Below are 20,974 nucleotides of genomic sequence, written 5' to 3' on the forward strand. Positions count from 1 at the left end.
ATACACCCCTCTAAAAGACTTTAAACGGTGTTACTATGTCTAAAACGGTACGTGCTACGTCTCTTAAATTAGTAATATCCGAGTCGTAACAAGCGATGGCGTCATTTGGCATTACGTATGGGTTTATTTGATCCCTGTACGGCATACGCATTAGCTGCTCTATAGAGCGCTCAATGACTTGAGTTTGTTGAGTAATTGGGTGTGTACTGACTAACACGATGCGGCGAGGCGCATTTGTATAGGATTTACCACCCACACAGTTAGCTGAAACAGCTGCCTGCAATAATCTGGTGCCATAAGGTAGGTTACTGGAAAAGCGACCAATGGCTGCATTTGAGTTACTCTCAGCAGAGTCTATTAAATTCGACATAAAGACGCGAAACCCTTTAGGCGTAATTTGTGATGGGCGAACCAAGTGTGGTTGAAAACAGCCCGTGCTAGGCACAATAACTTGGTCGCCAGCAATAAGCGCATAGTCTGTCACTGGCTCGCCGGTCAAGATGCCAGTGAGGTCGACTTCTACCTGCCAACCTGAACGGATCAAAATGACTTGATCAAGTTTTGCATCGGGACGAATACCAGAAGCGGTTCTTACAGCCTCAGACAGCAAGCGTTTTTTAGTTTGGTCGCCTGAAGCTACTAGGCGGTCTTTGTGGACTTGTGCAGGAATTGAAGCGTTAATTGTTACTCGGCCTGGCTCGAAGACAGCACCGGAAACAGGCACTTCTATTGCTGCTAAATTTAGCACTTTGATGTTTACATCTAGTGTACTGGCCTTAAAAATGTTTGCTCTGATAAGCGCCAGTTCTATACGTTCACTCAGGTGCTGAGTTGTAAGGCCCGCTGCGAATATGGGTTCAATTGCAGGCATCTCAAGTAGACCCGAGTTATCTAAAATATAGTTACCATTAAACCCTTCACCGAATTCCATACTTACTTCAATTAAGTCGCCAGGGCTAAGAGGCAATGAACTGGCGTTTTTACCGCCAAAAACAGGCACAGGTGCTTGGTTGTTTGGGTGAGTTTTGATTGCTCTATCAACGCGGTATTGTTTAGTAATTGCAAACTCATTGGCGCTTGAGCAGTCTAACCCAGCTGCGAACACGGTACCTGGTTTAGACGGTGAAATGATATTGCCTTGCGCATTCGGGTGTCCGTAAAAACGGTCATCTTTGTCTTCTAACTCTACTGTTCCGTCAATATGTGCACAGCCAGCGATGGTCGCAAGCTGGCATACAAGTGCCAACATGCTTAGCTTGGATTTTAAGTGAGTGACTGACATGGCTTATTCCTTAATAAGACGTTTGCTGATTTAAATAAAGCATTAATTAGGCCAGTTGTCTAAATCCTTTATATTCATGTGGTTATATGTTTCTCTTTCAGGTTTTTCGTGTCTATTGTGCAATTTGCATTGGGGTAATTTTGCAATATAAAAAAACCAGCAGATGCTGGTTTTTTTGTTTTTAATACTAAAAGAGCCTTAATTAGACTTTTGTAGGTACGCCGCGCCACGCATAGCCGCATTTTCGATGGCGTTGTAGAGACTGTTTGGTAGGGCGCATAAATAAGTGCAAGCCAACGTCGCCAATGTACGTTTTGGTTCCTCTTTTAAAATACGCCAATTGGTTTTTAATGCTTCGTGCATTAGTTTAATAGCTTGAGTACAGTTGCGAGATTGAATTGCTCGGCGGCATAAGTAACGTAGCTGATATGCTTTGGCAAGCGAAGCGTATTTACTAAAGAAGGCATCGTGGCCAATACGGTTTTGGTCCACAGCATATTGCCAACTGTTAAATTGTTTATGTAAATTTGAAGATAACCCTGAGGCGTTGACTCTGTAGAAGGTCAATGGTTGATCAATACCTTCGATCTTGAAATCAGTATCTAGTGCGATGCGTAGCCACAGCTCGATGTCTTCCGATTGACGAAGTTCTTCATCAAAATATTGCACCCAGTTGCGCATGCCATCTTGAAAAGCAATGCTGTCTAGAACGGTTTTACGGATCATGGGCGCTGAGCCATTGCCGATTGGGTTGCGACAAAAAATATGCTTAGTGGTGATGTTTTTTAACTTAGGAAACTGTCCTATACCAAGTGGGGCATCGTCTTCATCTATAAACAATGATGGGCAATAGCTGATGCCTAGTTGGTCATTGGCCTCAAGATGCGCAACGTGTTTTTCCAGCTTTTCTGGTGCCCAGTAATCATCGGCATCAAGTAATGCGATATAGTCGCCTTGTGCCGCACGTATACCAGTGTTTCTAGCGCCTGATAAGCCTCTATTGAGTTGTGAAATCACTTTGATCCGAGCATCGTCGAATTGCGCGACCTTTGCCAACGTGTCATCGCTGCAACCATCATCTACACAGATCAGTTCAAAGTCCTGATAGGTTTGTTTCAGCACTGAGTTTATGCTCAGCTCAATATATTTACCTACATTGTACATAGGGATAACGACACTAACTGTTGGGTGGATTAAGCTGTTCATAATCTGCTCCTTATGCGGGCTTTATGGTTCTGAATTTGATAAACATATTTACGGCTGGGAACACTAGCCATAAAACGCTTGATAAAAGTAGTACGAGGGCGAATGTTTCTGGCGTCTGTGGGGTCATAGCAAAGACCCCTGCGAGTGAAACGAGTAAGCAATATGCACACTGTTGTGCCTCTAAACGAAAAAGGCCTTTGCTGCGCAGTACCGCACCGTATGTATCTGACCAAACAGAGGTGATTGCGATAAGGCAAAGCAGGCTAGTGGTGGTAAAGCTAGCCTGCCATTCAGCTGAGAATAAAAATGGCACGTATACTGGAACCAAAGCTGATTGGCATATAAATACTAGAGATACAAGGATGGTCACAACGGCGATTTTCTTGCTTTGACTGTTACTAGGGTTAGCCTTTTGCTGTTGACAGATATAGGGATAAAGCGCCGTGATATAAGCTTGGCTGATAGACATTGCGAGGCCAATTCCCGCGCTTTTAGCAAAGCTGTATAGACCAAATAATTCTGGTGTCATCAGCCTGGCTGCAATGAATACATCCATATTGATTCTTAGCGAGCGAAGCGCATCGGCAGCTGCGAGTTGGCTTGAGGTCATTAACAGCCGCACGAATATTATGCGATCAAACCCGATATGGTGAGGCTGCGTTTTAACTACTAAAAAGGCGGCCAACCACAATATTGCAAACGCCCACTTCGCGTAAACGATAGCAAGTAGCCCTGCATCTAAGTATAAAGCGACAGCAATCGCAAAGTTTTCAATGATGATACACACACTACTAATAACACTGAACAAGGCCATGCGGTTTTCACGTTGTACGAGGAATGCTTTGGTGCTAACGACGGGAAAGACTAGATACGTGATGGCCATTAACGCCACGAGTGCGAAGATGTCGTGTTCTGGGAACAACCAATGGGTGCAGTATGCCACAGCGAGTTGAACAAGAAACAGGCCGATACAAATGACCCATTGAACGCACAAGCCATTGGCGAGTAAAGATGGCAATTCCTGATCTGTCGCTCTGATTATTTGAGCGCCAGTACCAGAGCGAAGTAAAAGGCGCAATACTTCGTGGATACTCAGTGCAAGCATTGCTGCTCCGTATTCCACGGGCAGTAAAAATGCGGCCATTGCCATAATACTTATAAGGCGCGACGCCTTAGCAACTACTTCAGCACCAATCAGCCAAGAGGTGTTTCTTAGAAGAAGAGTGATAGAGTATTTGCCTGCCTGCATGGTTTTAGCCTCTGATTAAGTAATAACCTTACTAATCAATAATCAGGCCAAAATGTAACTTTTTTAAATTGTTGTATTTTATAACTTTTATCTAAAACCTTATTTTTCATTTTGATTGAATTGCAGAATGCGAAGCATCGCATTATCGAATTGCAAAGAGAAAAGGAGTTAAGATGGTTCCCATTTTTGAATTTTTCTATACAAAGTTGAGGGGCTGACTTCGAGCAAGCCTGCTGCTTTGACCACATTGTCTTCACAAACTTGTAATGCTTGTTCAATGGCAAAACGCTCTACCTCAGAAAGCGGCACTATATTTAGCGCACCACCTTGTTGAGTCGTCTCTGAGGCGGTGGCAGAGGTGCGTGGCATTGTTGGTACCAGCTGTGGTTTTTCTTTGGGTGTAAATAACGATTCATCTGGTTTCAAGTGTAACTGTTGCATCAGTGTTTCTTCGCTCACCATCGGGCCATCTGACATAACAACCGCACTGTGTATCAGGTTTTCGAGCTGCCTAACATTGCCAGGCCAAGCATAGTTTAATATCAACTGCTCGGCACGCTTGGAAAAGCCAACAAAGAGCTTATTTTCTAATTCACTGTACTTATTTAGGTAGAATAGGGCAATTTGCAAGGGGTCTTGATCTCTTTCAGCCAATGCGGGCATATCAATGGCGATGACATTGAGGCGATAAAACAAATCTTCCCTCAGTAATTGTTGCTCAATTGCATCAAATGGGTTGCGGTTGGTAGCACAAACAAACCGTACATCTACTCGCTCGGTCTTACCACTACCTACACGCTGAAATGTACCAGTTTGAATAAATCGTAGGATCTTGGCTTGTAAAGCCATGTCCATTTCACCAATTTCGTCTAAAAATAATGTACCGCCATCGGCGAGAGTTGCAGCGCCATCTCGGTTGTTGGTGGCACCAGAAAACGCGCCTTTCACGTGACCAAATATTTCTGACTCCATCAATTCTGATGGAATGGCTGCACAGTTTATACAAATGAGTGGTTGTTCAGTACGTGGACTCAAATTGTGAATTGCCTCTGCAGCGAGTTCTTTACCTGTACCACTGGGGCCGGTAATAAACACATTCGCGCGACTAGGGGCGGCTTTATCTATGGCCTTGTAGACGACCTGCATGGCCAATGAACTACCGATAAAGCGTTGAAATTGCGAGCGGTGTTCCCTTTTATATCTTTTAAGGCTGGCGCGCAGCATGTTGCGTTCAGCGATGAGCATTTTTGTCTGTAGCGCTTGCTCTATGGTGATACGTAAATTGTCGTTCTCCCATGGTTTTTGCAGGTAACCCCATACTTTACCTTGGTTTATTGCATCGATAAGTGCTGCCTGCTCAGTAAATGCTGTCAACATTATGCGAATGGTATCAGGGTAGTCTTCTGCGATGATGGCAAGCAGTTCATTCCCCGTCATTCCGGGCATGTTTTTGTCGGTAACAACCACATCAATTGGTTCGTTAGCTAATACATCTAATGCATCTTGGCCACTTTGAGCGGTATGAATGGTGTATTGGTCAGAGCGCAGAGCACGACTCAAAGAACGTAAAATATGTGGTTCGTCGTCTACTAGTAGGATATGTAATCCCATCATCTTTTCCATTGTCGCGCTCCTTTTTCATTTTTGTTCTCTATTAAGATATAGCAGCCTAACTGTCAGAGCTCCAAGGACTTTTGCTAAAACTTAATAGCCCTTCCTGAAATTCCAAGAATTGTGGATTTGCCCGCCAAAAGCTTAGTTAAAGATAACAAAGTTGCGAGGGAAGGTGCATGAAATTATTTAAAAAAAGTAGAGCAGCAGTACGAATATGCGGTGTGCTTGATGACTGCACACCGCGTGGGAGCCTTAATTGAAGGTATGTGTTACTGAGGTGCTTGAGTCCAACTTAAACAATACTTGGTTGGTTTCTAACATCCCATCCACTCTAATTAGCATAGTTTGCGTCGTCTGAGGGACTGTCAATGTGTGTTGTAATTGCCCAGCAGAGTTAAAACGCAGTGTGGCAATTAATTGTTTGTTGCCCATTAGCTCGTCCTCGACAGAAGGCACTTCCATACTGAACGAATAGACTTTTATCGCTCTTCCAGCTAAAGATTCACCAAAGACATCTTGCCCATCAAGCTCAAGCGAAATATCATCGCTGGTTCTAAACTTGAAGTCGGGCTCCACGTATAGCTCGGTTGAAGCTGTTGCCGCGGTTTGTAACAGCGCCGCTTCAGGTTCATAACTCAGCTCTGGCATCGCAGCATCTGTGTTAGATTCTTCAGCTGTGGCACTGTCACTCGTTGTCTGGGTTTGATCAGTGGTATCAGCAGATGTTGCTTGCTGTGTCGTCTGGCCTGTCGTATTCGATGGTGCAGAGTCACCGCCACCGCCACCGCCGCCACCGCATCCAGTAATGAAGGCGGTCAGTAAGGCCATACTAATAGCTGTTTTTAAATTTTTCAGTGTGTTCATGATGGTCTCCTAACATTACTCAGATTCGGGCAAATAGTAGTGTGTGTCGCGGTCGCTGGTGATGTACCAGTTCTGTGCTTGTTCACCGCTGGATTCTACCCAAGTTTCATAGTCAGGATAGGCCCAAAGTACATCAATATATTCACGAGGGTAGTTCCACTCTTCGCTTACTGTTAATGCCCAAGGCAGGTTATCAGCTGTTCTGAAGTAGCGGTTACTATTCGCATCAGAAGTGTCATCGACCTTCCCAAACCTGGTCTGGTCAAATAAATCTGTTGGCGGGTAATCGGCCATATGCACTTCAATCGTTCTGTCGGCGGTTCTGAATATGAAAAAATCCATATCTGAAACGTTCAACGATGCTTGAGATTCTGCAAATGTGACATCCAATGTAAAAGGCACTGGTTCGAAATAATTACATGTTTTAACTGTATTGAAGTGCGAACATTGACCTGACTGGCCTGTTTGCGTGAAGACCTGTGTACTGCTCCACAATTGTAGAACCGCGTTGCTCTGAAACTCTTCTACAGACTTGTCGAAGCTTTGCCCATCGATGGTAATACTGGCGTTCTCAATAAGATCTGGTGTTGAGCCCATTATGCGTAAACCATATCCATTTTCAAAAGCAGCACCGCGCGCAGTTATCCAGCCGTGTAAAATGAAGCCACTGACAAGGTTATCGGGATCCAACGTAGTTTGAATGCGTTGCTTGACAACAAGGTCATTCATGTCGTAATCGCCCCGTTGTGGCCAGTTGTCTTCATATGCCAGTGTCGATACTGTCGTTTCTGAAGGGAAGTACTGGCTGTGAGAACGACGGTAGTTATTTGGAAACTCGTCTTGCTCATCTGGGATCCCATCGGCATCACTGTCATTGGCCTCTGGCATGGTTACTAAGTTGGTTGAGGAAATGGCGGAACCTGGGCTGGCTGTTACGCTGAATACTGCATCGTTAAAGTCATTGTCGCCCCATGTGCGTGGTAAATCTTCAAAGCCAATGACCACTTCTTGTTCCTGCTCATCATACAGAAGTACACAGTGTTGTCTCAATTCCTCTGTAGGTTCAGGGTTTAAAGCAGAGATTGAATAATAGTAGGGAATTTGCCAGTTTTTAACGCCCGTATAATACCAAAAGCCATTTGCTGCAACGAAAAAGCCGATACTGGTCCCCGCAGGGAAAGTACCAATACTTACTCTATGACCATTGGTTAAGTGAGGGTAACTTAAATTAGGAAACACGATGGTTTCTTGTACTTCTTCTGGCGTAGTTGGTGGATTTTCTGGATCAAAGGTAAAATAACCAAACGAGTTTTTGTATCCTGCACCTTCATGAATAAAGGTAATAAACACTTCAGCTTCTTCGTTTAGATGGATAGTAGAGCCTTCGTCACCGGTGATGAAAGCTTCGTTTACTTTAGCTTCAGGCAACGCGTTACTTATACGTTGGAAGAAATCACTCCCATACTGGTCACGCGCATAAATCATGCTGTCTGGCTTGCCTGTGTTATGGTTGTAGCCACTTGGCCAAGCCTCTCCCGATTGAAATTGCCATACATATTGCCCATCTACTAATTGCACCGCCAGCGCTGGTGTTGCTGTTGCGCAAAGTGCGGCTCCCAAGCACATCTTAGTTAAATAGTTCATAGTAAGAACCTTGTATTCAGTTGATGATACACCTTAGAGAGCAGTAACTATGCCAAATTTGAATTGCTATATTTAACAGGTGGTTACATGTTTTGTAAGCGCGTTTTGTGGCGTATTTTCGCAATATTGAAAGCAATTAATTTCTCATTTTTAAAATTGAGAAAATTACTTTTTGGGCAAAATGCAATTCTTTTGCTTTATTAATAAATAGCAGCAATATTTTTGAGGGTGTGTGATGACGAATAGATCAGCGACAACATTAGTTTTCAGTGTGGCCTTAAATGGCTATCAGTGGCGATATAGCCATTGTATTAAAAGCCACAAGCAATATGCTAAAAAAATGAATTACCAATATGTTGTGGTATCTCGACCTATATTCACTTCGCTTGGAGTGGAATGTTGCTGGTTAAAACTTCTGTTGTTAAAAGCAGCGTTAGAGGCTGGCTATAATAAGGTTCTGTTCGTTGATGCGGATGCACTTATTCAACCAACATGTCCACCAGTTGAACAACTTATAAAGGAAGGTAAATTCCTCTATATGGCCCATGGCTACAGTGGGGAGATAAACTCAGGTATTATGCTAATGCAAAGCTCTCAAGCTGCATTGAATTGGATCAATGAAGTATTGGCTTCGATTTGTACGCCAGTGGCGGAGTCAGAAGGGATCGGGTGGGGTGAAAATGGTCATGTCGCGCATTTTGCAAAGTATTGGAATGGGTTCCAATTAATATCTCCCAAATGGAACAACACTTATGCCAAAGAGATGAACGATTACATAAGGCATTTTAATTTTGGTCCATTAAAAAATAGTTGGTCCGATAAAGTAATACATAAAGTCATATTTAAAGTGAGTAAGATTCTACTTAAGTGCGATTTAAACGATATGAATCAACAGGAGAAAAAATTGCAGGTGGTGCAGCATAAGCTTCCTAAACTATTCAATCGTGTGGTGCGGTTATACCCAGAGTTCTCAAAGTAAACAGGCACAAAATAAATAAGCTTAACTATATTTATTACCGTTTTCTTATTTTAAAAAAAGCTTTTCGATTTAGTTCGCAAAATAAGAAATTAATATAACTCTTGAACACCCATGTTGTTTTTTTGCCATAAAAAACATGCGGTTAAAATTTATTGTTGGATTGGCACATTCCTCGCTACCTCTTCCTCAGATAAAAATATTTGAGGGCGAATTATGTTACACGATAAAACCACACATCAAGCAAGTAAAGCTACACAGCAAAACCTGACTCGTCAGGTTATAAGGGGCGCTTGCGTTGTAACACTAATTGGCATCCTGCTCCCACTTTTTGTATTCAACTCTATTTTGAGTGTTCTGTTCATTCGGTCACCTTTGAAAAAGCAAAAATGGATAGATATCGGCGGTGGTGTTGTTGAACTGTATGTTTGGCAAGCAGGTATTTTTAAAAGCAGCGCCGTACTCATCAATATTATGTTTGATGACATTCATTTTGTAGGTACACCAATTATCTGGGGACAGACGTCAGTGCCTAATGTGCGCAGATTTAAATCTCCTTGTGCTAAAGCAGGCGCATTCGACTGTTTGCAGCTACACAGACTAACTGGGCTGGTAGCGGGAGACATTCCTAGCTTGTTGGCGGCGCAAAATGCGCAAAGTGCAGCAAAAGATTTTGCAATGGTTTTGAAAATCTTGGTTTGTCGTTGCATTTATCAGGATGGCGGTGCAAAAAAGGCTCAGTCTGCTGTTTTTGGGATCCCATTTGAAAATACGAAAATGGAAGATGCAGTGAGTTGGGTTTGTGCGCCTCACACCCACGAGCATTACTGTCAGGTTGGCTATTTTTTGAATGCAAATTCGATAAATCTTGCCGCAAATGAAGTGGCACTGCGTAAAGCTCTTATTCAAAGCAACAAAAACTTTGCTGATGGTTCAGGTATGCGCCTAGCTGCTCGTCACGCGGGCATCAATTTAGCCGACAACATAAATGGCACCGACATGTTGCCTGTACTTTGCAGCAAGGCCGTAGAGACTGGTAGTTCTTTCTTTTTACTTGGCGGCAAAGAGGGGATTGCTGAAAAAGCAGGTAAAGCGCTCGAGGCGCGATTCCCAGATCTTGATATTCGTGGCACACACCATGGATATTTTCAAGATGACAGTGAAATCATCGAAAAAATTAACAACAGCGGTGCCACCATTTTACTCGTTGCGTTGGGTTCTCCCCGCCAAGAGATGTGGCTGGCGCAAAATAGACACCGTCTTGATTGTCGCTGTGCGCTTGCTGTAGGTGGCTTATTAGATTTCTTTTCAGGTTCTATCCCAAGAGCGCCGTTGTGGATGCGTGAGTTAGGGCTTGAGTGGATTTGGCGTCTGATACAAGAACCCAAAGCCAAATTCAACCGATACGTTATTGGTAATCCAGTTTTCTTATTCAGAGTTTATGTTTTAAAACAATCTATCAGAGGGCTTTAATCATGGAAATTACAAACAAAATTTCAACTTCAGCCACAGTAAGAACAATCAAAGTGGTACGTAAAGTCAGTGTGGATGGTGTTCACCATGGTATCCCCGTATGGCTACAACGTGCAGTCGCAACACTTGGCTTACTCGCGATTAGCCCTTTATTGGCCCTGTTAATGTTGGCAATAAAGCTGGAAAGCAAAGGCTCATGCGTTTTCAAGCAAGTTCGAGTAGGTAAATATGGTCGTCGTTTTACCATGTACAAGTTCCGTTCAATGTACATGCAAGACGATCCATGTTTCAAAGCGCCTGAGCAAAAAGATAGTTCTAGGGAGGGGGTTTGCCAAAAGTATATTCATGACCCTCGCATCACATGCATTGGCCGCTTTATTCGTAAGTATTCAATTGATGAATTGCCTCAGCTGCTGAATGTAGTGAAAGGAGACATGTTACTTATAGGCCCAAGACCTGCTTTGGAAATGGAAGTTGCACAGTATGAACCTTGTCAGCTATCGCGTTTGAACAGCGAGCAGGGGTTAACGGGTTTATGGCAAGTAACAGGCAGAGCAGATACAACTTTTGAACAACAAGTGCAATTGGATGAACAGTATATTCAGGAACAAAGCATCATTAGTGACGTTAAAATCTTGCTTAAAACGGTACCGTGCGTACTAGGTGCAAAAGGCGCATATTAAAAAGTAGAGTTTTCAATGAGTCGGTGCAGCCTGCGCCGACTTTTTTATTTTAAAAAGTTCCTACCTAATAATTTTCGAAATGCAAAAATTCAATTTTCAATCTGCACACCCATACTTTTTTAAAATCAAATATCACTAAAAATCAAAGCGTTAAATTTTATTTTTTGTTGGCATGCTGTCTGCACTAAGTAACTCAGACATTCAGATTTGAGGACTAATCATGCAAAGCAAAAGCGACATATTTGTAGTGGGATATTACGGCATGCGCAATAGCGGAGACGACGCTTTGATGTTGGCAAGCGTCGAAGGCGCTAAGCACGCATTTAGCTCCAACAATGTAGCGGTTAATGCGAGTCGCCAATATGGGCTTGTTAGGCAGTTAGAGTTGCAAGGCCAGGGGCCTATGATGTTTAGAGGGCATCAACGTTTTACCAATTATAAAAGTGCATTTGATGCGAAAACGATCGTGTTTGGTGGAGGTTCGGTGTTGCACTCCAGTAAGGACATCGCACAGAAGTGCCACATGATATCTCTGTGTGGTAAAGAATCTAGCTATGCAGTTGGTGTTGGAATTGAAGCGTTTAAAACAACTAAAGATGAAAAACAGTGCACAAAATTTTTAAATAAATGCCACTTCATCGGTGTAAGAGATGCACAAAGCTATGAAATTGCTAAGTCAATCGCACCAAATTCAAATGTGGCAATGACGTTTGATTTAGCGCCTTCATTACTGCACTATTTCGGAGACTCTATTCGAACCATTGACAGAAGAGGCGTGGCATTCAACTTCTGTCAGCAAGCAACAAATGCTTTTGGTGAAACGGATGCTTTAAACGAACGAGCACGAGTACGCAAAGCGGTGAAACTCATCACATCAGTTTGGGAGACCACACGTGAAGATGTGTATTTAATCGAGCTGAACTCTCATGGTGTACTTGGCGATAACGTCATTCATGACCAAATCATAAGCAAGCTACCGAGCTACGTACCAATTAAGCGTATTCGTTACACAATCAACCCACTTCGTATGTTGCAGAGCATGGCCATGTTCAAAGCCGTCGTGGGTATGAGGCTCCACGCTGCAATATATGCATACATGATGAATACCCCATTTGTGAGTCTGCAATACCACAGCAAATGCAAACAGTGGTCTAAACAAATTGGCATGGCACAAGATTATCAATTTGACGCAAATGAATACGAGCCTGAAAGCGTGATTAATACCATTAACAAGCTGGTGGCTGGGTATTGTGTTTCTCCGACTTTACCAGTGGAGCAAGCTATCGCGTTATCAATGAAGAATTGGAGTAATGAATATGAACAGCATCAAGTTTTCAGTCGTAATCCCTCTTTACAATAAGAGTGAGTGTATCGAGCGCACCATCAAAAGTGTGTTGGAACAGAGTTACCCAGCGGATGAAATTGTCATTGTAGATGACGGTTCCACAGATGATAGCGTGGCTAAAGTGGAAGCTTTAAATGTGCCAAATCTAAAGCTTATTCACCAAGAAAACCAAGGTGTTTCAGCTGCTAGAAATACAGGGGCTCAGCATTGCAGTAATGAATATATGGCGTTTTTAGATGCCGATGATACGTGGACCCCGTTTTTTTTATCGCGAATTGTTGAGTTGATCGGCCGTTTTCCTAATATGGGGCTTTATGCAACGCGTTACCAAAAGGTACATGGCGACAATGAGTTTCAAGATGCCAAAATTGCTCTAACCAAATGGGATGCCTGTGGATATGAAATGGATAACTATTTTGCTGTTGCTGCCAGTGGCGATTTACCATTTACTATGTCAAGTATTGTCGTAAGTAAGCCTGTTTTTCATGAATTAGGTGGATTTCCTCGCGGTGAGTGGATGGGGGAAGATCAGAGCTTCTACATTAACTTCGCAATGTATTCTCGTATTGCATATACACCTGTTATTGAGAGCTTTTATTATCAGGGGACGCAAAATAGCGCGTGTGACAAGTCGCCACCACAGCAATTGTGTCCTTTCGCAGAGCGGCTTTTAACGGATATCAAAGAGGACCGAGTAGCAGAAAAGATGAAGCCAATGGTGTTAAAATATGTAGGTGCACATATATGTGATTTGGCTAAACGTCACATCCAGCATCGCTCACTAGAATATGCCGCGCAATTGCTGACTCATCCGGCATCGCGTAAAAAACCAGTGCATTGGAGCTACTACAAGTTTATTGCACTTCCTCTTGCTTATATAACCAAACTTAAAGGGGCTTAATTAATAACCCGACTGAGAGCACATGCTAAGAGTGGCTGTGCTCGCTGTAGCCATGTTGCTCGAGCGATTGGCCGTGTTCAGTCACCACTAAATAAGAGCTTTGGCTATACCAATCACCTAAAACAGTGCGTGTATGGTTTTCATTTTGGTGTACGTGTGGCCTGTGAGTGTGACCATGGATCATATTTTTGACATCAAATCTATCAAACATATCTTGCACGGCGTCTGGGGTTACATCCAAAATGCTCGGCGCTTTACCCATTTGCGTAATCTTACTTTTTTCTCGCGCGTTTCTCGCGACACGGCGTCTATACCATAGAGGCATAGCAAGCATGAGTCGTGGCCACCACCAGCCTCTGCTTTTTTTACGAAACTTCTGATATTCAATATCTTGTGTACACATCTCATCACCATGCAGTATCACGGTGGGTGTACCGTAAAGGTTAATGGCGGTCTGCTCAGGTAAAAGAGTCATACCACACAAGTCTGCATACTGTTGGCCAATTAAAAAGTCTCTGTTGCCATGGATAAAAAATAGATCTGTCCCATTCTCACTGATTTTTTTTAGCTTTTGCGCAATGTCTAATGCCAGTGGGTCACCTTCATCATCCCCAATCCAAACTTCAAAAAAGTCACCAAGTATATATAAAGCGTCAACATCTGAATTGATACAGTTATCGAGAAACAAATAAAAGGCGTTGGTTATGTCAGGGCGATGCTCTGTTAAGTGCAGATCTGAAATAAAATAGGTTTTGCGCATGGGGTCTCTTGTCGGAAAAAGAGCGCCGTAGCGCTCATACTTAATCCTTGGATTAATCTGTGATAACAGCACTCTCGATGATTACATCGTCTAGAGGTACATCTTGGTGGAAGCCAGATGAACCTGTTGCAATACCTTTGATCTTGTTAACAACGTCCATGCCTTCAACAACTTCAGCAAACACACAGTATCCCCAACCCTGCGAAGTTTCGCTAGAGAAGTTAAGGAAGTCATTATCGTTTACGTTAATGAAGAATTGCGCTGTAGCAGAATGAGGATCTGGAGTACGTGCCATAGCCAATGTGCCAACTTTGTTTGCAAGACCGTTGTTTGCTTCGTTTTGAATTGGTGCATCAACTTCTTTTTGATCCATACCCGGCTCAAAACCGCCGCCTTGAATCATAAAACCATCAATTACGCGGTGAAAAATAGTGCCAGTGTAGAAACCATTTTCAACATATTTCTTAAAGTTTGCGACAGTTGCTGGCGCTTCTTTTTCAAATAATGCGATTTTGATTTCGCCGAAGTTTGTTTGCAAAACAACCATAATGGGTCCTTGAATTACAATAAAAAGATTAGAGCGTTATTTTATAGTACATCTGCTGAACTACAAAGCATTGAAATAACTTTGACCGCTTTACGGTGTAAACTTTGTTACTCAAATAGGGGGGATTACGTATTTACAGTAGAGACAAGCCTGTGCAAGTGTTATGATGCTCTGGTTTTAAATACAACTTTAGGAAAATTACTACATGTTGCAGATATACGACACACTTACACGCCAAAAGGCCCCGTTTAAACCCCTTGTCGAAGGTAAAGTCGACATGTACGTGTGTGGTATTACAATCTATGATTTCTGCCATGTAGGTCATGCACGTACTTACGTGTCGTTTGATGTGATGAACCGTTATTTTCGTTATTTAGGTTACGACATAACTTATGTGCGAAACATCACTGATGTGGATGATAAAATTATCAAACGCGCAGCTGAAAACAATGAAGAGATCAACGACCTAACTGTTCGCATGACTAAAGCGATGCATGAGGACTTTGACGCATTGAATATTTTGCCTGCGGATATTGAGCCAACTGTAACCGGACATATGGATGACATCATTCAAATGATCAAACGCTTGATTGAAAAGCAACACGCTTACGTTGCCAAAAACGGCGATGTTTTATTTGATGTATCAACGTTTAAAGAGTATGGGCAGCTTTCTCAACAGGATTTAGATATGTTGCAGGCGGGTGCACGCGTTGAAGTGGCTGAAGGTAAAGATGATCCGCTGGACTTTGTACTATGGAAAAAAGCCAAGCCAGGTGAACCCTCTTGGACATCTCCTTGGGGTGAAGGTCGACCAGGTTGGCATATTGAATGTAGTGCAATGAGCTCGAAACACTTAGGTGAGTTCTTCGATATTCATGGTGGCGGCTCTGACTTACAATTCCCGCACCATGAGAATGAAATTGCACAGTCTTGTTGTGCAAACAATGGCCGCTACGTGAATACGTGGATCCATACAGGTATGGTTCAGGTAAATAAAGAGAAGATGTCTAAGTCCTTAGGCAATTTCTTTACTGTGCGCGAAGTGCTTAAGGCATTTGACCGTGAGACGGTACGTTACTTCTTAATCAATGGTCACTATCGTAGCCAGCTAAACTACTCTCAAGAAAACTTAGAGCAGGCTCGATCTTCACTAGAGCGTATTTATACTGCGCTGCGTGGTGTTGAGCAAGTAGAAGTTGAGTTGAAAGGCAATGCTTATGTTGAGCGTTTTGAGGCTGCAATGAATGATGATTTCAATACGCCAGAAGCACTGCCTGTTATTTTTGAACTTGCGAAAGAAGTTAACTTGTTAAAAGAGTCAGATCCAGAAGCGGCTGGTAAACATGCTTATATTCTGGTTAAGCTAGCGCAAGTCCTGGGTATTGCTCAACAGTCACCAGAGAGCTTCTTGCAAGGCGAGCAGGACGATGATGAAGTGGCTAAAATTGAAGCCCTAATTGAGCAACGTAAAACAGCCCGTGCAAACAAAGATTGGGCAGCGGCAGATGAAGCGCGCGATGCACTTACTGCAATGGGCGTTGTGCTTGAGGATAGTGCTGGTAAAACAACTTGGCGCAAAGCTTAAGTTATTCTCGAACTGTAAAAAGAAGCCGTCAAGTGCTTCTTTTTACACTTTAGCTCTTCTATTTCTTTTTATTATTTTATACATTTGAAGCCGCTTTAGGCATCTATCTCACCTCTTTAAAACCCCTACCATCTTTTTAAACCCCTACCATAACTTAAATTGGACTCCTTACAGCAAACGCTTTAATGAGCGCAATATAGGGGGATTGGATTTCTGCAGGCTGTGACTGAACAGTGATTCAATAAAGGTCAAATATCAAAAAGCACATGAAAATTAATCATGTTTAGTCGCCGTCTTAAGAACGTAATTTGGTTTTTTATTGAACAATGGTATTTTGGAAATTGAAAGCTTTCTAATCAAGGAATCGTTATGAAAAAAAGCGCAATCGCACTTATTGTGCTACCCCTCTTTACAGGTGTCTCATTTGCAGAGCCCAAAAGCCAACCCAAAATAGAGTACCTTAATTCATATGCGGTATTGCCAGCAGGCCATAATTTACCCTTCTCAGAGGCTGTCAAAGTGAACGATAAGGTTTACCTTTCTGGTCAAATAGGGATTCTGCCTGGCACAACTAAGCTAGTAAAAGGTGGGATCGCTGCAGAAAGTATGCAAACCATGGAGAATATAAAAGCTAGCTTAGGAGCGCACGGCCTTGCAATGAAAGATATCTTTAAATGCACCATTATGCTTGCAGATATCAAGGAGTGGCCGGAATTTAACCAAGTGTATATCAAATACTTTAGCCGCCCTTACCCTGCTAGAAGTGCATTTTCTACTAATGGATTAGCGTTAGGTGCGCGTGTTGAAATCGAGTGTACAGCGGTTGTACCTAAGTAAGCTAAGAATAGTGAGCATTATTCAAAGGAGGTGTTTATATTAAATCTGTGTAGGACGAGGGCGGTATTGAATATAGTAAGGCGTGATGGAGGTACAGGCATACTGATTGCTTAACATATAAAGATGTCATTGCGCGGCAATGATGTGCCCATTTAAAAAGGAGTGTAAAATGCTATTACATAAAACCAGCGCTACCCCTCAGTCCGCATACCCATTATCGCGCTCTGGCGCCGCTAAAGCTCAAAGTGGTGAAGCTTTTGCAAATGAATTAGACAACCAGAGTTCTGTCTCACAATTGTCGCAGTCTTTAAGGCAAAAGGATTTATCAACATCCAACCTTAATCAGAGCTTTTTATCTCAGGTACAACAAACTTTGATGTTTAATCGTCTTGGCGTAAACGAGGACAAAGTGAAAGAGATCAAGGCCAAGATGGATGAGCTATTAAGTCGGCTGGAGAATGGTGAAATTAGTAAAGAGGATTTTGACAAACAAATGGAAATGTTGGAGTCAATGATGGCGAAAGAGTTAAAATCAGCAGACGAAACTGAAAAACAGAGCAATAAATTGGAGCACTATTAAAGTGCTCCTTGTACTTTACTAGTTTTTGCTATTTTCACAAGCTTCTAGTGTGTTCTCAATTAAGCTGGCAACGGTCATAGGGCCAACGCCTCCAGGTACAGGTGTGATGAAGCTCGCATTTTGCTCTGCTTTATCATATTGCACATCACCCACAAGCTTACCAGATTCCAATCTGTTAATACCCACATCGATAACGATTGCGCCTTCTTTAATCCAGTCACCTGGAATAAACTCAGGTTTACCGACAGCGACAACTAGCAAATCAGCGCGGCGAATATGGGCTTCTAAATCTTGAGTGAACTTGTGACATACTGTTGTCGTGCAACCAGCAAGTAGTAACTCTAACGACATCGGTCTGCCGACAATGTTAGAGGCACCCACAACGACGGCATGCATGCCTTTATATCGAACACCTGTGGAGTCGAGTAGGGTGATAATGCCCTTTGGTGTACAAGGTCTTAAAGCCGGCATTCGCTGAGCAAGTCTACCAACATTATAAGGATGGAATCCATCAACGTCCTTACTTGGGTGAATACGCTCTAGAATTTTCTCGGCATCCAAACCCTCTGGTAAAGGGAGCTGTACAAGGATACCATCAACTTCTGGGTCAACATTAAGGTTGTCTACCAGTTCGAGTAACTGTTCTTCACTCGTATCATTGGGTAAATCGTATGACTTAGAAACAAAGCCTACTTCTTCACAGGCTTTACGCTTTGAGCCAACATAAACTTGACTGGCAGGATCTTGCCCGACAAGTACCACAGCCAGTCCTGGGGCCCTTAGTCCTTCAACTACTCGCTGCTCTACACGTTTTGCGACTGCACTGCGAACCTGTTTCGCAATTGCTTTGCCATCTATGATGTTTGCCGTCATGGGTGACCTTTATATATAAGGGTTAGTTACTTGAACGATTATAGAGTTAAAAAGGGGTCACTCTACTTAAATATGGCAGTATGTATTCCCCCACAATAAAAATAAGATATGTGTAAGGATTACAACTGTACTGCCTGTATTTTCGCAAAATTGAACTGATTAGCCAAGCTAGATCCTACGATAAACATAGAACAGAGTTGAGAGACAAAGATTAAGTTGAGTGAAATTTGATTGTTTCAGCTGATTTTTAACCCTTTTGTGGTAAAAATAAGCAGTTGGAATAATTTTTAAAAAAAATGTTTGACCTCAACAACTCAAATCTCTAATATGCACCCCGTTGCCAACGAGGGGTGTTAAATAAAAACATTCTGAGAAAGTAACAAAATCGGCGATTAGCGCAGCTTGGTAGCGCACTTGGTTTGGGTCCAAGGGGTCGCAGGTTCAAATCCTGCATCGCCGACCACTTCTTCCTTGAAGATGTGGGTGGATAGCACACAAGTGTTGTTTGTGTTGCGCCCGTAGCTCAGCTGGATAGAGCAACGGCCTTCTAAGCCGTGGGTCGAAGGTTCGAATCCTTCCGGGTGCGCCATTTAAATTAAGTCCACATGTAGTGGCGGCTGTAGCTCAGTTGGTAGAGCCCTGGATTGTGATTCCGGTTGTCGTGGGTTCGAGCCCCATCAGTCGCCCCATCTACACTCAAAAAATGTTTCGGCGATTAGCGCAGCTTGGTAGCGCACTTGGTTTGGGTCCAAGGGGTCGCAGGTTCAAATCCTGCATCGCCGACCACTTTCAAAAAATATATTATCGGCGATTAGCGCAGCTTGGTAGCGCACTTGGTTTGGGTCCAAGGGGTCGCAGGTTCAAATCCTGCATCGCCGACCATCTCCTCACTCAAATTTTTCTCTATTTTTTCCTAAAATATATTATTTTTCCTTAATTATATCATTGTTACCTTATATCTTATTTATTTCAGCGGATTGCTCGACTCTACAGTTTTATAGGTTATAATGCCGCGTCTAATGTTTAACATAGTGCCCTGATGGGGCAGGCAGCAAGTCTGGCATGTAATTGGTAGGTCATAAGCGCTTTTCGCTTGAATTCTAATTGCACTTCAGTGTCGACTTGTTTGTGAAGGAAGGCGCGTTGTCGCCAAAAATGAAAATTGAGGTATATCATGCAAGTTTCTGTTGAGACGACTCAAGGCCTTGAGCGCCGTCTGACTATCACCGTTCCTGCAGAGAACGTTGAGACTGAAGTTAAAAAACGCTTACAACAACTGTCTAAAACCCAGCGTATTGACGGTTTCCGTCCTGGTAAAGTACCTGTTTCTGTAATCAACAAGCGCTACGGTTCAGCAGTTCGTCAAGAAGTTGCTGGCGACTTAATGCAGCGCAACTACATCGAAGCAATCGTTTCAGAAAAGATCAACCCTGCTGGTGCTCCTAGCTTTGCTCCTAAGTCTTTAGAAGCTGGTAAAGATCTTGAGTTTGAAGCAACTTTTGAAGTTTACCCAGAAGTTGAAATCAAAGACCTAGATAAAGTTGCTGTTGAAAAGCCAGTAGTAGATGTTACTGCTGACGACCTAGCTAACATGCTAGAGACTCTTCGCAAGCAGCACGCTACTTGGACTGAAGTTGAAGCAGCAGCTGGTGAGCAAGATCGTGTAACTATCGACTTCTTAGGTACTGTTGAAGGCGAAGAGTTTGAAGGCGGTAAAGCTGAAGACTTCCCTCTAGAGCTAGGTCAAGGTCGTATGATCCCTGGTTTCGAAGACGGTATTGTTGGTAAGAAAGCGGGTGACGAAGTTGTTGCTGACGTAACTTTCCCTGAAGAGTACCACGCAGAGAACCTTAAAGGTAAGCCTGCACAATTCACTATCACAGTGAAGAAAGTTGAAGTTCAAGAACTTCCAGAGCTTAACGACGAGTTTGCAACTAAGTTCGGTGTAGCTGAAGGCGGTGTTGATGCTCTTAAAGAGGAAGTTAAAAGGAATATGACGCGTGAGCTTGACCAAGCTGTTAAAGCAAAGGTTAAAGAGCAGGCTATCCAAGGTTTACTTGAAACTAACGAAGTTGAAGTACCTAAAGCACTTATCGATCAAGAAATTGATGCGCTTCGTCAGCAAGCTGCACAGCGTTTCGGCGGTGATGCGAAGAACATGCCTGAACTTCCAGCTGAGCTATTCCACGAGCAAGCTGTAACTCGCGTTAAGACTGGTCTTCTTCTTGGTGAAGTGATCAAAGCGAACGACATCGCAGTTGATGATGCAAAAGTTGAAGCTCTAATTGAAACTGTTGCTTCAGCTTATGAAGATCCTTCAGAAGTAGTTAACTACTACAAAGAAAATGATCAATTAATGCAGCAAATGCGTAATGTAGCAATGGAAGAGCAAGCAGTTGAAGCTGTACTTTCAAGCGCTACGGTTACTGATGTTGAAAAGTCTTTTGACGACATCATGAACCCACAACAAGCTGCAGAGTAAGTTTCTTCCCTCGTCTATGAGGAAAGCATTGACTTACTGTTAAGCTAACGCTTAAATGGCTCGTAATGCTCTG

Annotated in this window: 18 protein-coding genes and 5 tRNA genes; 14 read left to right on the forward strand and 9 right to left on the reverse strand. The window is 42.9% G+C overall.

Features of this window, described 5'->3' with window-relative positions:
* Positions 1-10: 10 nt before the first annotated feature.
* The 6 genes from N482_RS23020 to N482_RS23045 form a co-directional block, all read right to left on the reverse strand.
* A complete protein-coding gene (locus N482_RS23020; RefSeq protein ID WP_231100919.1) occupies positions 11-1,282 on the reverse strand; it encodes a polysaccharide biosynthesis/export family protein in 1,272 nt (423 codons plus the stop codon).
* 198 nt (positions 1,283-1,480) lie between these two features.
* Positions 1,481-2,488 (reverse strand): glycosyltransferase family 2 protein, encoded by a 1,008-nt coding sequence (locus N482_RS23025; RefSeq protein WP_063379279.1) that lies wholly within the window; start codon positions 2,486-2,488, stop codon positions 1,481-1,483.
* A gap of 10 nt (positions 2,489-2,498) precedes the next feature.
* Entirely contained in the window at positions 2,499-3,737 is a 1,239-nt protein-coding gene (locus N482_RS23030) for an oligosaccharide flippase family protein (RefSeq protein WP_063379280.1), read from the reverse strand.
* A gap of 168 nt (positions 3,738-3,905) precedes the next feature.
* Entirely contained in the window at positions 3,906-5,360 is a 1,455-nt protein-coding gene (locus tag N482_RS23035) for a sigma-54-dependent transcriptional regulator (RefSeq protein ID WP_063379281.1), read from the reverse strand.
* Positions 5,361-5,603: 243 nt separating this feature from the next.
* A complete protein-coding gene (locus N482_RS23040; RefSeq protein ID WP_063379282.1) occupies positions 5,604-6,215 on the reverse strand; it encodes a hypothetical protein in 612 nt (203 codons plus the stop codon).
* 15 nt (positions 6,216-6,230) lie between these two features.
* A complete protein-coding gene (locus N482_RS23045; protein WP_063379283.1) occupies positions 6,231-7,859 on the reverse strand; it encodes an LruC domain-containing protein in 1,629 nt (542 codons plus the stop codon).
* Positions 7,860-8,094: 235 nt separating this feature from the next.
* On the opposite strand from N482_RS23045, the gene N482_RS23050 reads away from it, so the two are divergent.
* From N482_RS23050 to N482_RS23070, 5 genes are all read left to right on the forward strand, one after another.
* Positions 8,095-8,838 (forward strand): hypothetical protein, encoded by a 744-nt coding sequence (locus tag N482_RS23050; RefSeq protein ID WP_063379284.1) that lies wholly within the window; start codon positions 8,095-8,097, stop codon positions 8,836-8,838.
* A gap of 213 nt (positions 8,839-9,051) precedes the next feature.
* A complete protein-coding gene (locus tag N482_RS23055; protein ID WP_063379285.1) occupies positions 9,052-10,308 on the forward strand; it encodes a WecB/TagA/CpsF family glycosyltransferase in 1,257 nt (418 codons plus the stop codon).
* A 2-nt stretch (positions 10,309-10,310) separates the two neighbouring features.
* Positions 10,311-10,991, forward strand: coding sequence for a sugar transferase (locus N482_RS23060; protein ID WP_063379286.1), 681 nt, complete (start codon positions 10,311-10,313; stop codon positions 10,989-10,991).
* Positions 10,992-11,211: 220 nt separating this feature from the next.
* The gene (locus N482_RS23065; RefSeq protein ID WP_063379287.1) at positions 11,212-12,351 is read left to right on the forward strand and encodes a polysaccharide pyruvyl transferase family protein; all 1,140 of its coding nucleotides are present in this window, start codon (positions 11,212-11,214) and stop codon (positions 12,349-12,351) included.
* Positions 12,308-13,237: a glycosyltransferase family 2 protein gene (locus N482_RS23070; RefSeq protein WP_063379288.1), complete on the forward strand. Its 930-nt coding sequence runs from the start codon at positions 12,308-12,310 to the stop codon at positions 13,235-13,237. Before N482_RS23065 ends, N482_RS23070 begins: the two co-directional genes overlap by 44 nt.
* A 25-nt stretch (positions 13,238-13,262) precedes the next feature.
* Here N482_RS23070 and N482_RS23075 read toward each other — a convergent pair whose 3' ends face one another.
* Both N482_RS23075 and N482_RS23080 read right to left on the reverse strand, forming a co-directional pair.
* Entirely contained in the window at positions 13,263-13,997 is a 735-nt protein-coding gene (locus N482_RS23075; RefSeq protein ID WP_063379289.1) for a UDP-2,3-diacylglucosamine diphosphatase, read from the reverse strand.
* 52 nt (positions 13,998-14,049) lie between these two features.
* Positions 14,050-14,544 (reverse strand): peptidylprolyl isomerase, encoded by a 495-nt coding sequence (locus tag N482_RS23080; RefSeq protein WP_063379290.1) that lies wholly within the window; start codon positions 14,542-14,544, stop codon positions 14,050-14,052.
* 205 nt (positions 14,545-14,749) lie between these two features.
* Here N482_RS23080 and cysS point away from each other — a divergent pair, with 205 nt between their 5' ends.
* The 3 genes from cysS (at position 14,750) to N482_RS23095 (ending at position 17,546) form a co-directional block, all read left to right on the forward strand.
* Positions 14,750-16,129: a cysteine--tRNA ligase gene (gene cysS, locus N482_RS23085; RefSeq protein ID WP_063379291.1), complete on the forward strand. Its 1,380-nt coding sequence runs from the start codon at positions 14,750-14,752 to the stop codon at positions 16,127-16,129.
* Between the two features lie 369 nt (positions 16,130-16,498).
* Positions 16,499-16,966, forward strand: a complete 468-nt coding sequence (locus tag N482_RS23090; RefSeq protein WP_081228209.1) for a RidA family protein — start codon at positions 16,499-16,501, stop codon at positions 16,964-16,966.
* 169 nt (positions 16,967-17,135) lie between these two features.
* Positions 17,136-17,546 (forward strand): hypothetical protein, encoded by a 411-nt coding sequence (locus tag N482_RS23095; protein WP_063379292.1) that lies wholly within the window; start codon positions 17,136-17,138, stop codon positions 17,544-17,546.
* A gap of 18 nt (positions 17,547-17,564) precedes the next feature.
* Here the strand turns inward: N482_RS23095 and folD are convergent, their stop codons facing one another.
* Positions 17,565-18,419 (reverse strand): bifunctional methylenetetrahydrofolate dehydrogenase/methenyltetrahydrofolate cyclohydrolase FolD, encoded by an 855-nt coding sequence (gene folD / locus N482_RS23100; protein WP_063379293.1) that lies wholly within the window; start codon positions 18,417-18,419, stop codon positions 17,565-17,567.
* A 386-nt stretch (positions 18,420-18,805) separates the two neighbouring features.
* Here folD and N482_RS23105 point away from each other — a divergent pair.
* From N482_RS23105 to tig, 6 genes are all read left to right on the forward strand, one after another.
* Positions 18,806-18,882, forward strand: a tRNA-Pro gene (locus N482_RS23105).
* Between the two features lie 49 nt (positions 18,883-18,931).
* A tRNA-Arg gene (locus N482_RS23110) sits at positions 18,932-19,008 on the forward strand.
* Between the two features lie 24 nt (positions 19,009-19,032).
* Positions 19,033-19,108: transfer RNA gene (locus N482_RS23115), tRNA-His, on the forward strand.
* Between the two features lie 20 nt (positions 19,109-19,128).
* Positions 19,129-19,205 (forward strand) — tRNA-Pro (locus N482_RS23120).
* 19 nt (positions 19,206-19,224) lie between these two features.
* A tRNA-Pro gene (locus N482_RS23125) sits at positions 19,225-19,301 on the forward strand.
* A 292-nt stretch (positions 19,302-19,593) separates the two neighbouring features.
* Positions 19,594-20,901: a trigger factor gene (tig, locus tag N482_RS23130; RefSeq protein WP_063379294.1), complete on the forward strand. Its 1,308-nt coding sequence runs from the start codon at positions 19,594-19,596 to the stop codon at positions 20,899-20,901.
* Positions 20,902-20,974: the final 73 nt, after the last annotated feature.

It is taken from the genome of Pseudoalteromonas luteoviolacea NCIMB 1942 (assembly GCF_001625595.1).
Lineage (GTDB): Bacteria > Pseudomonadota > Gammaproteobacteria > Enterobacterales > Alteromonadaceae > Pseudoalteromonas > Pseudoalteromonas luteoviolacea_A.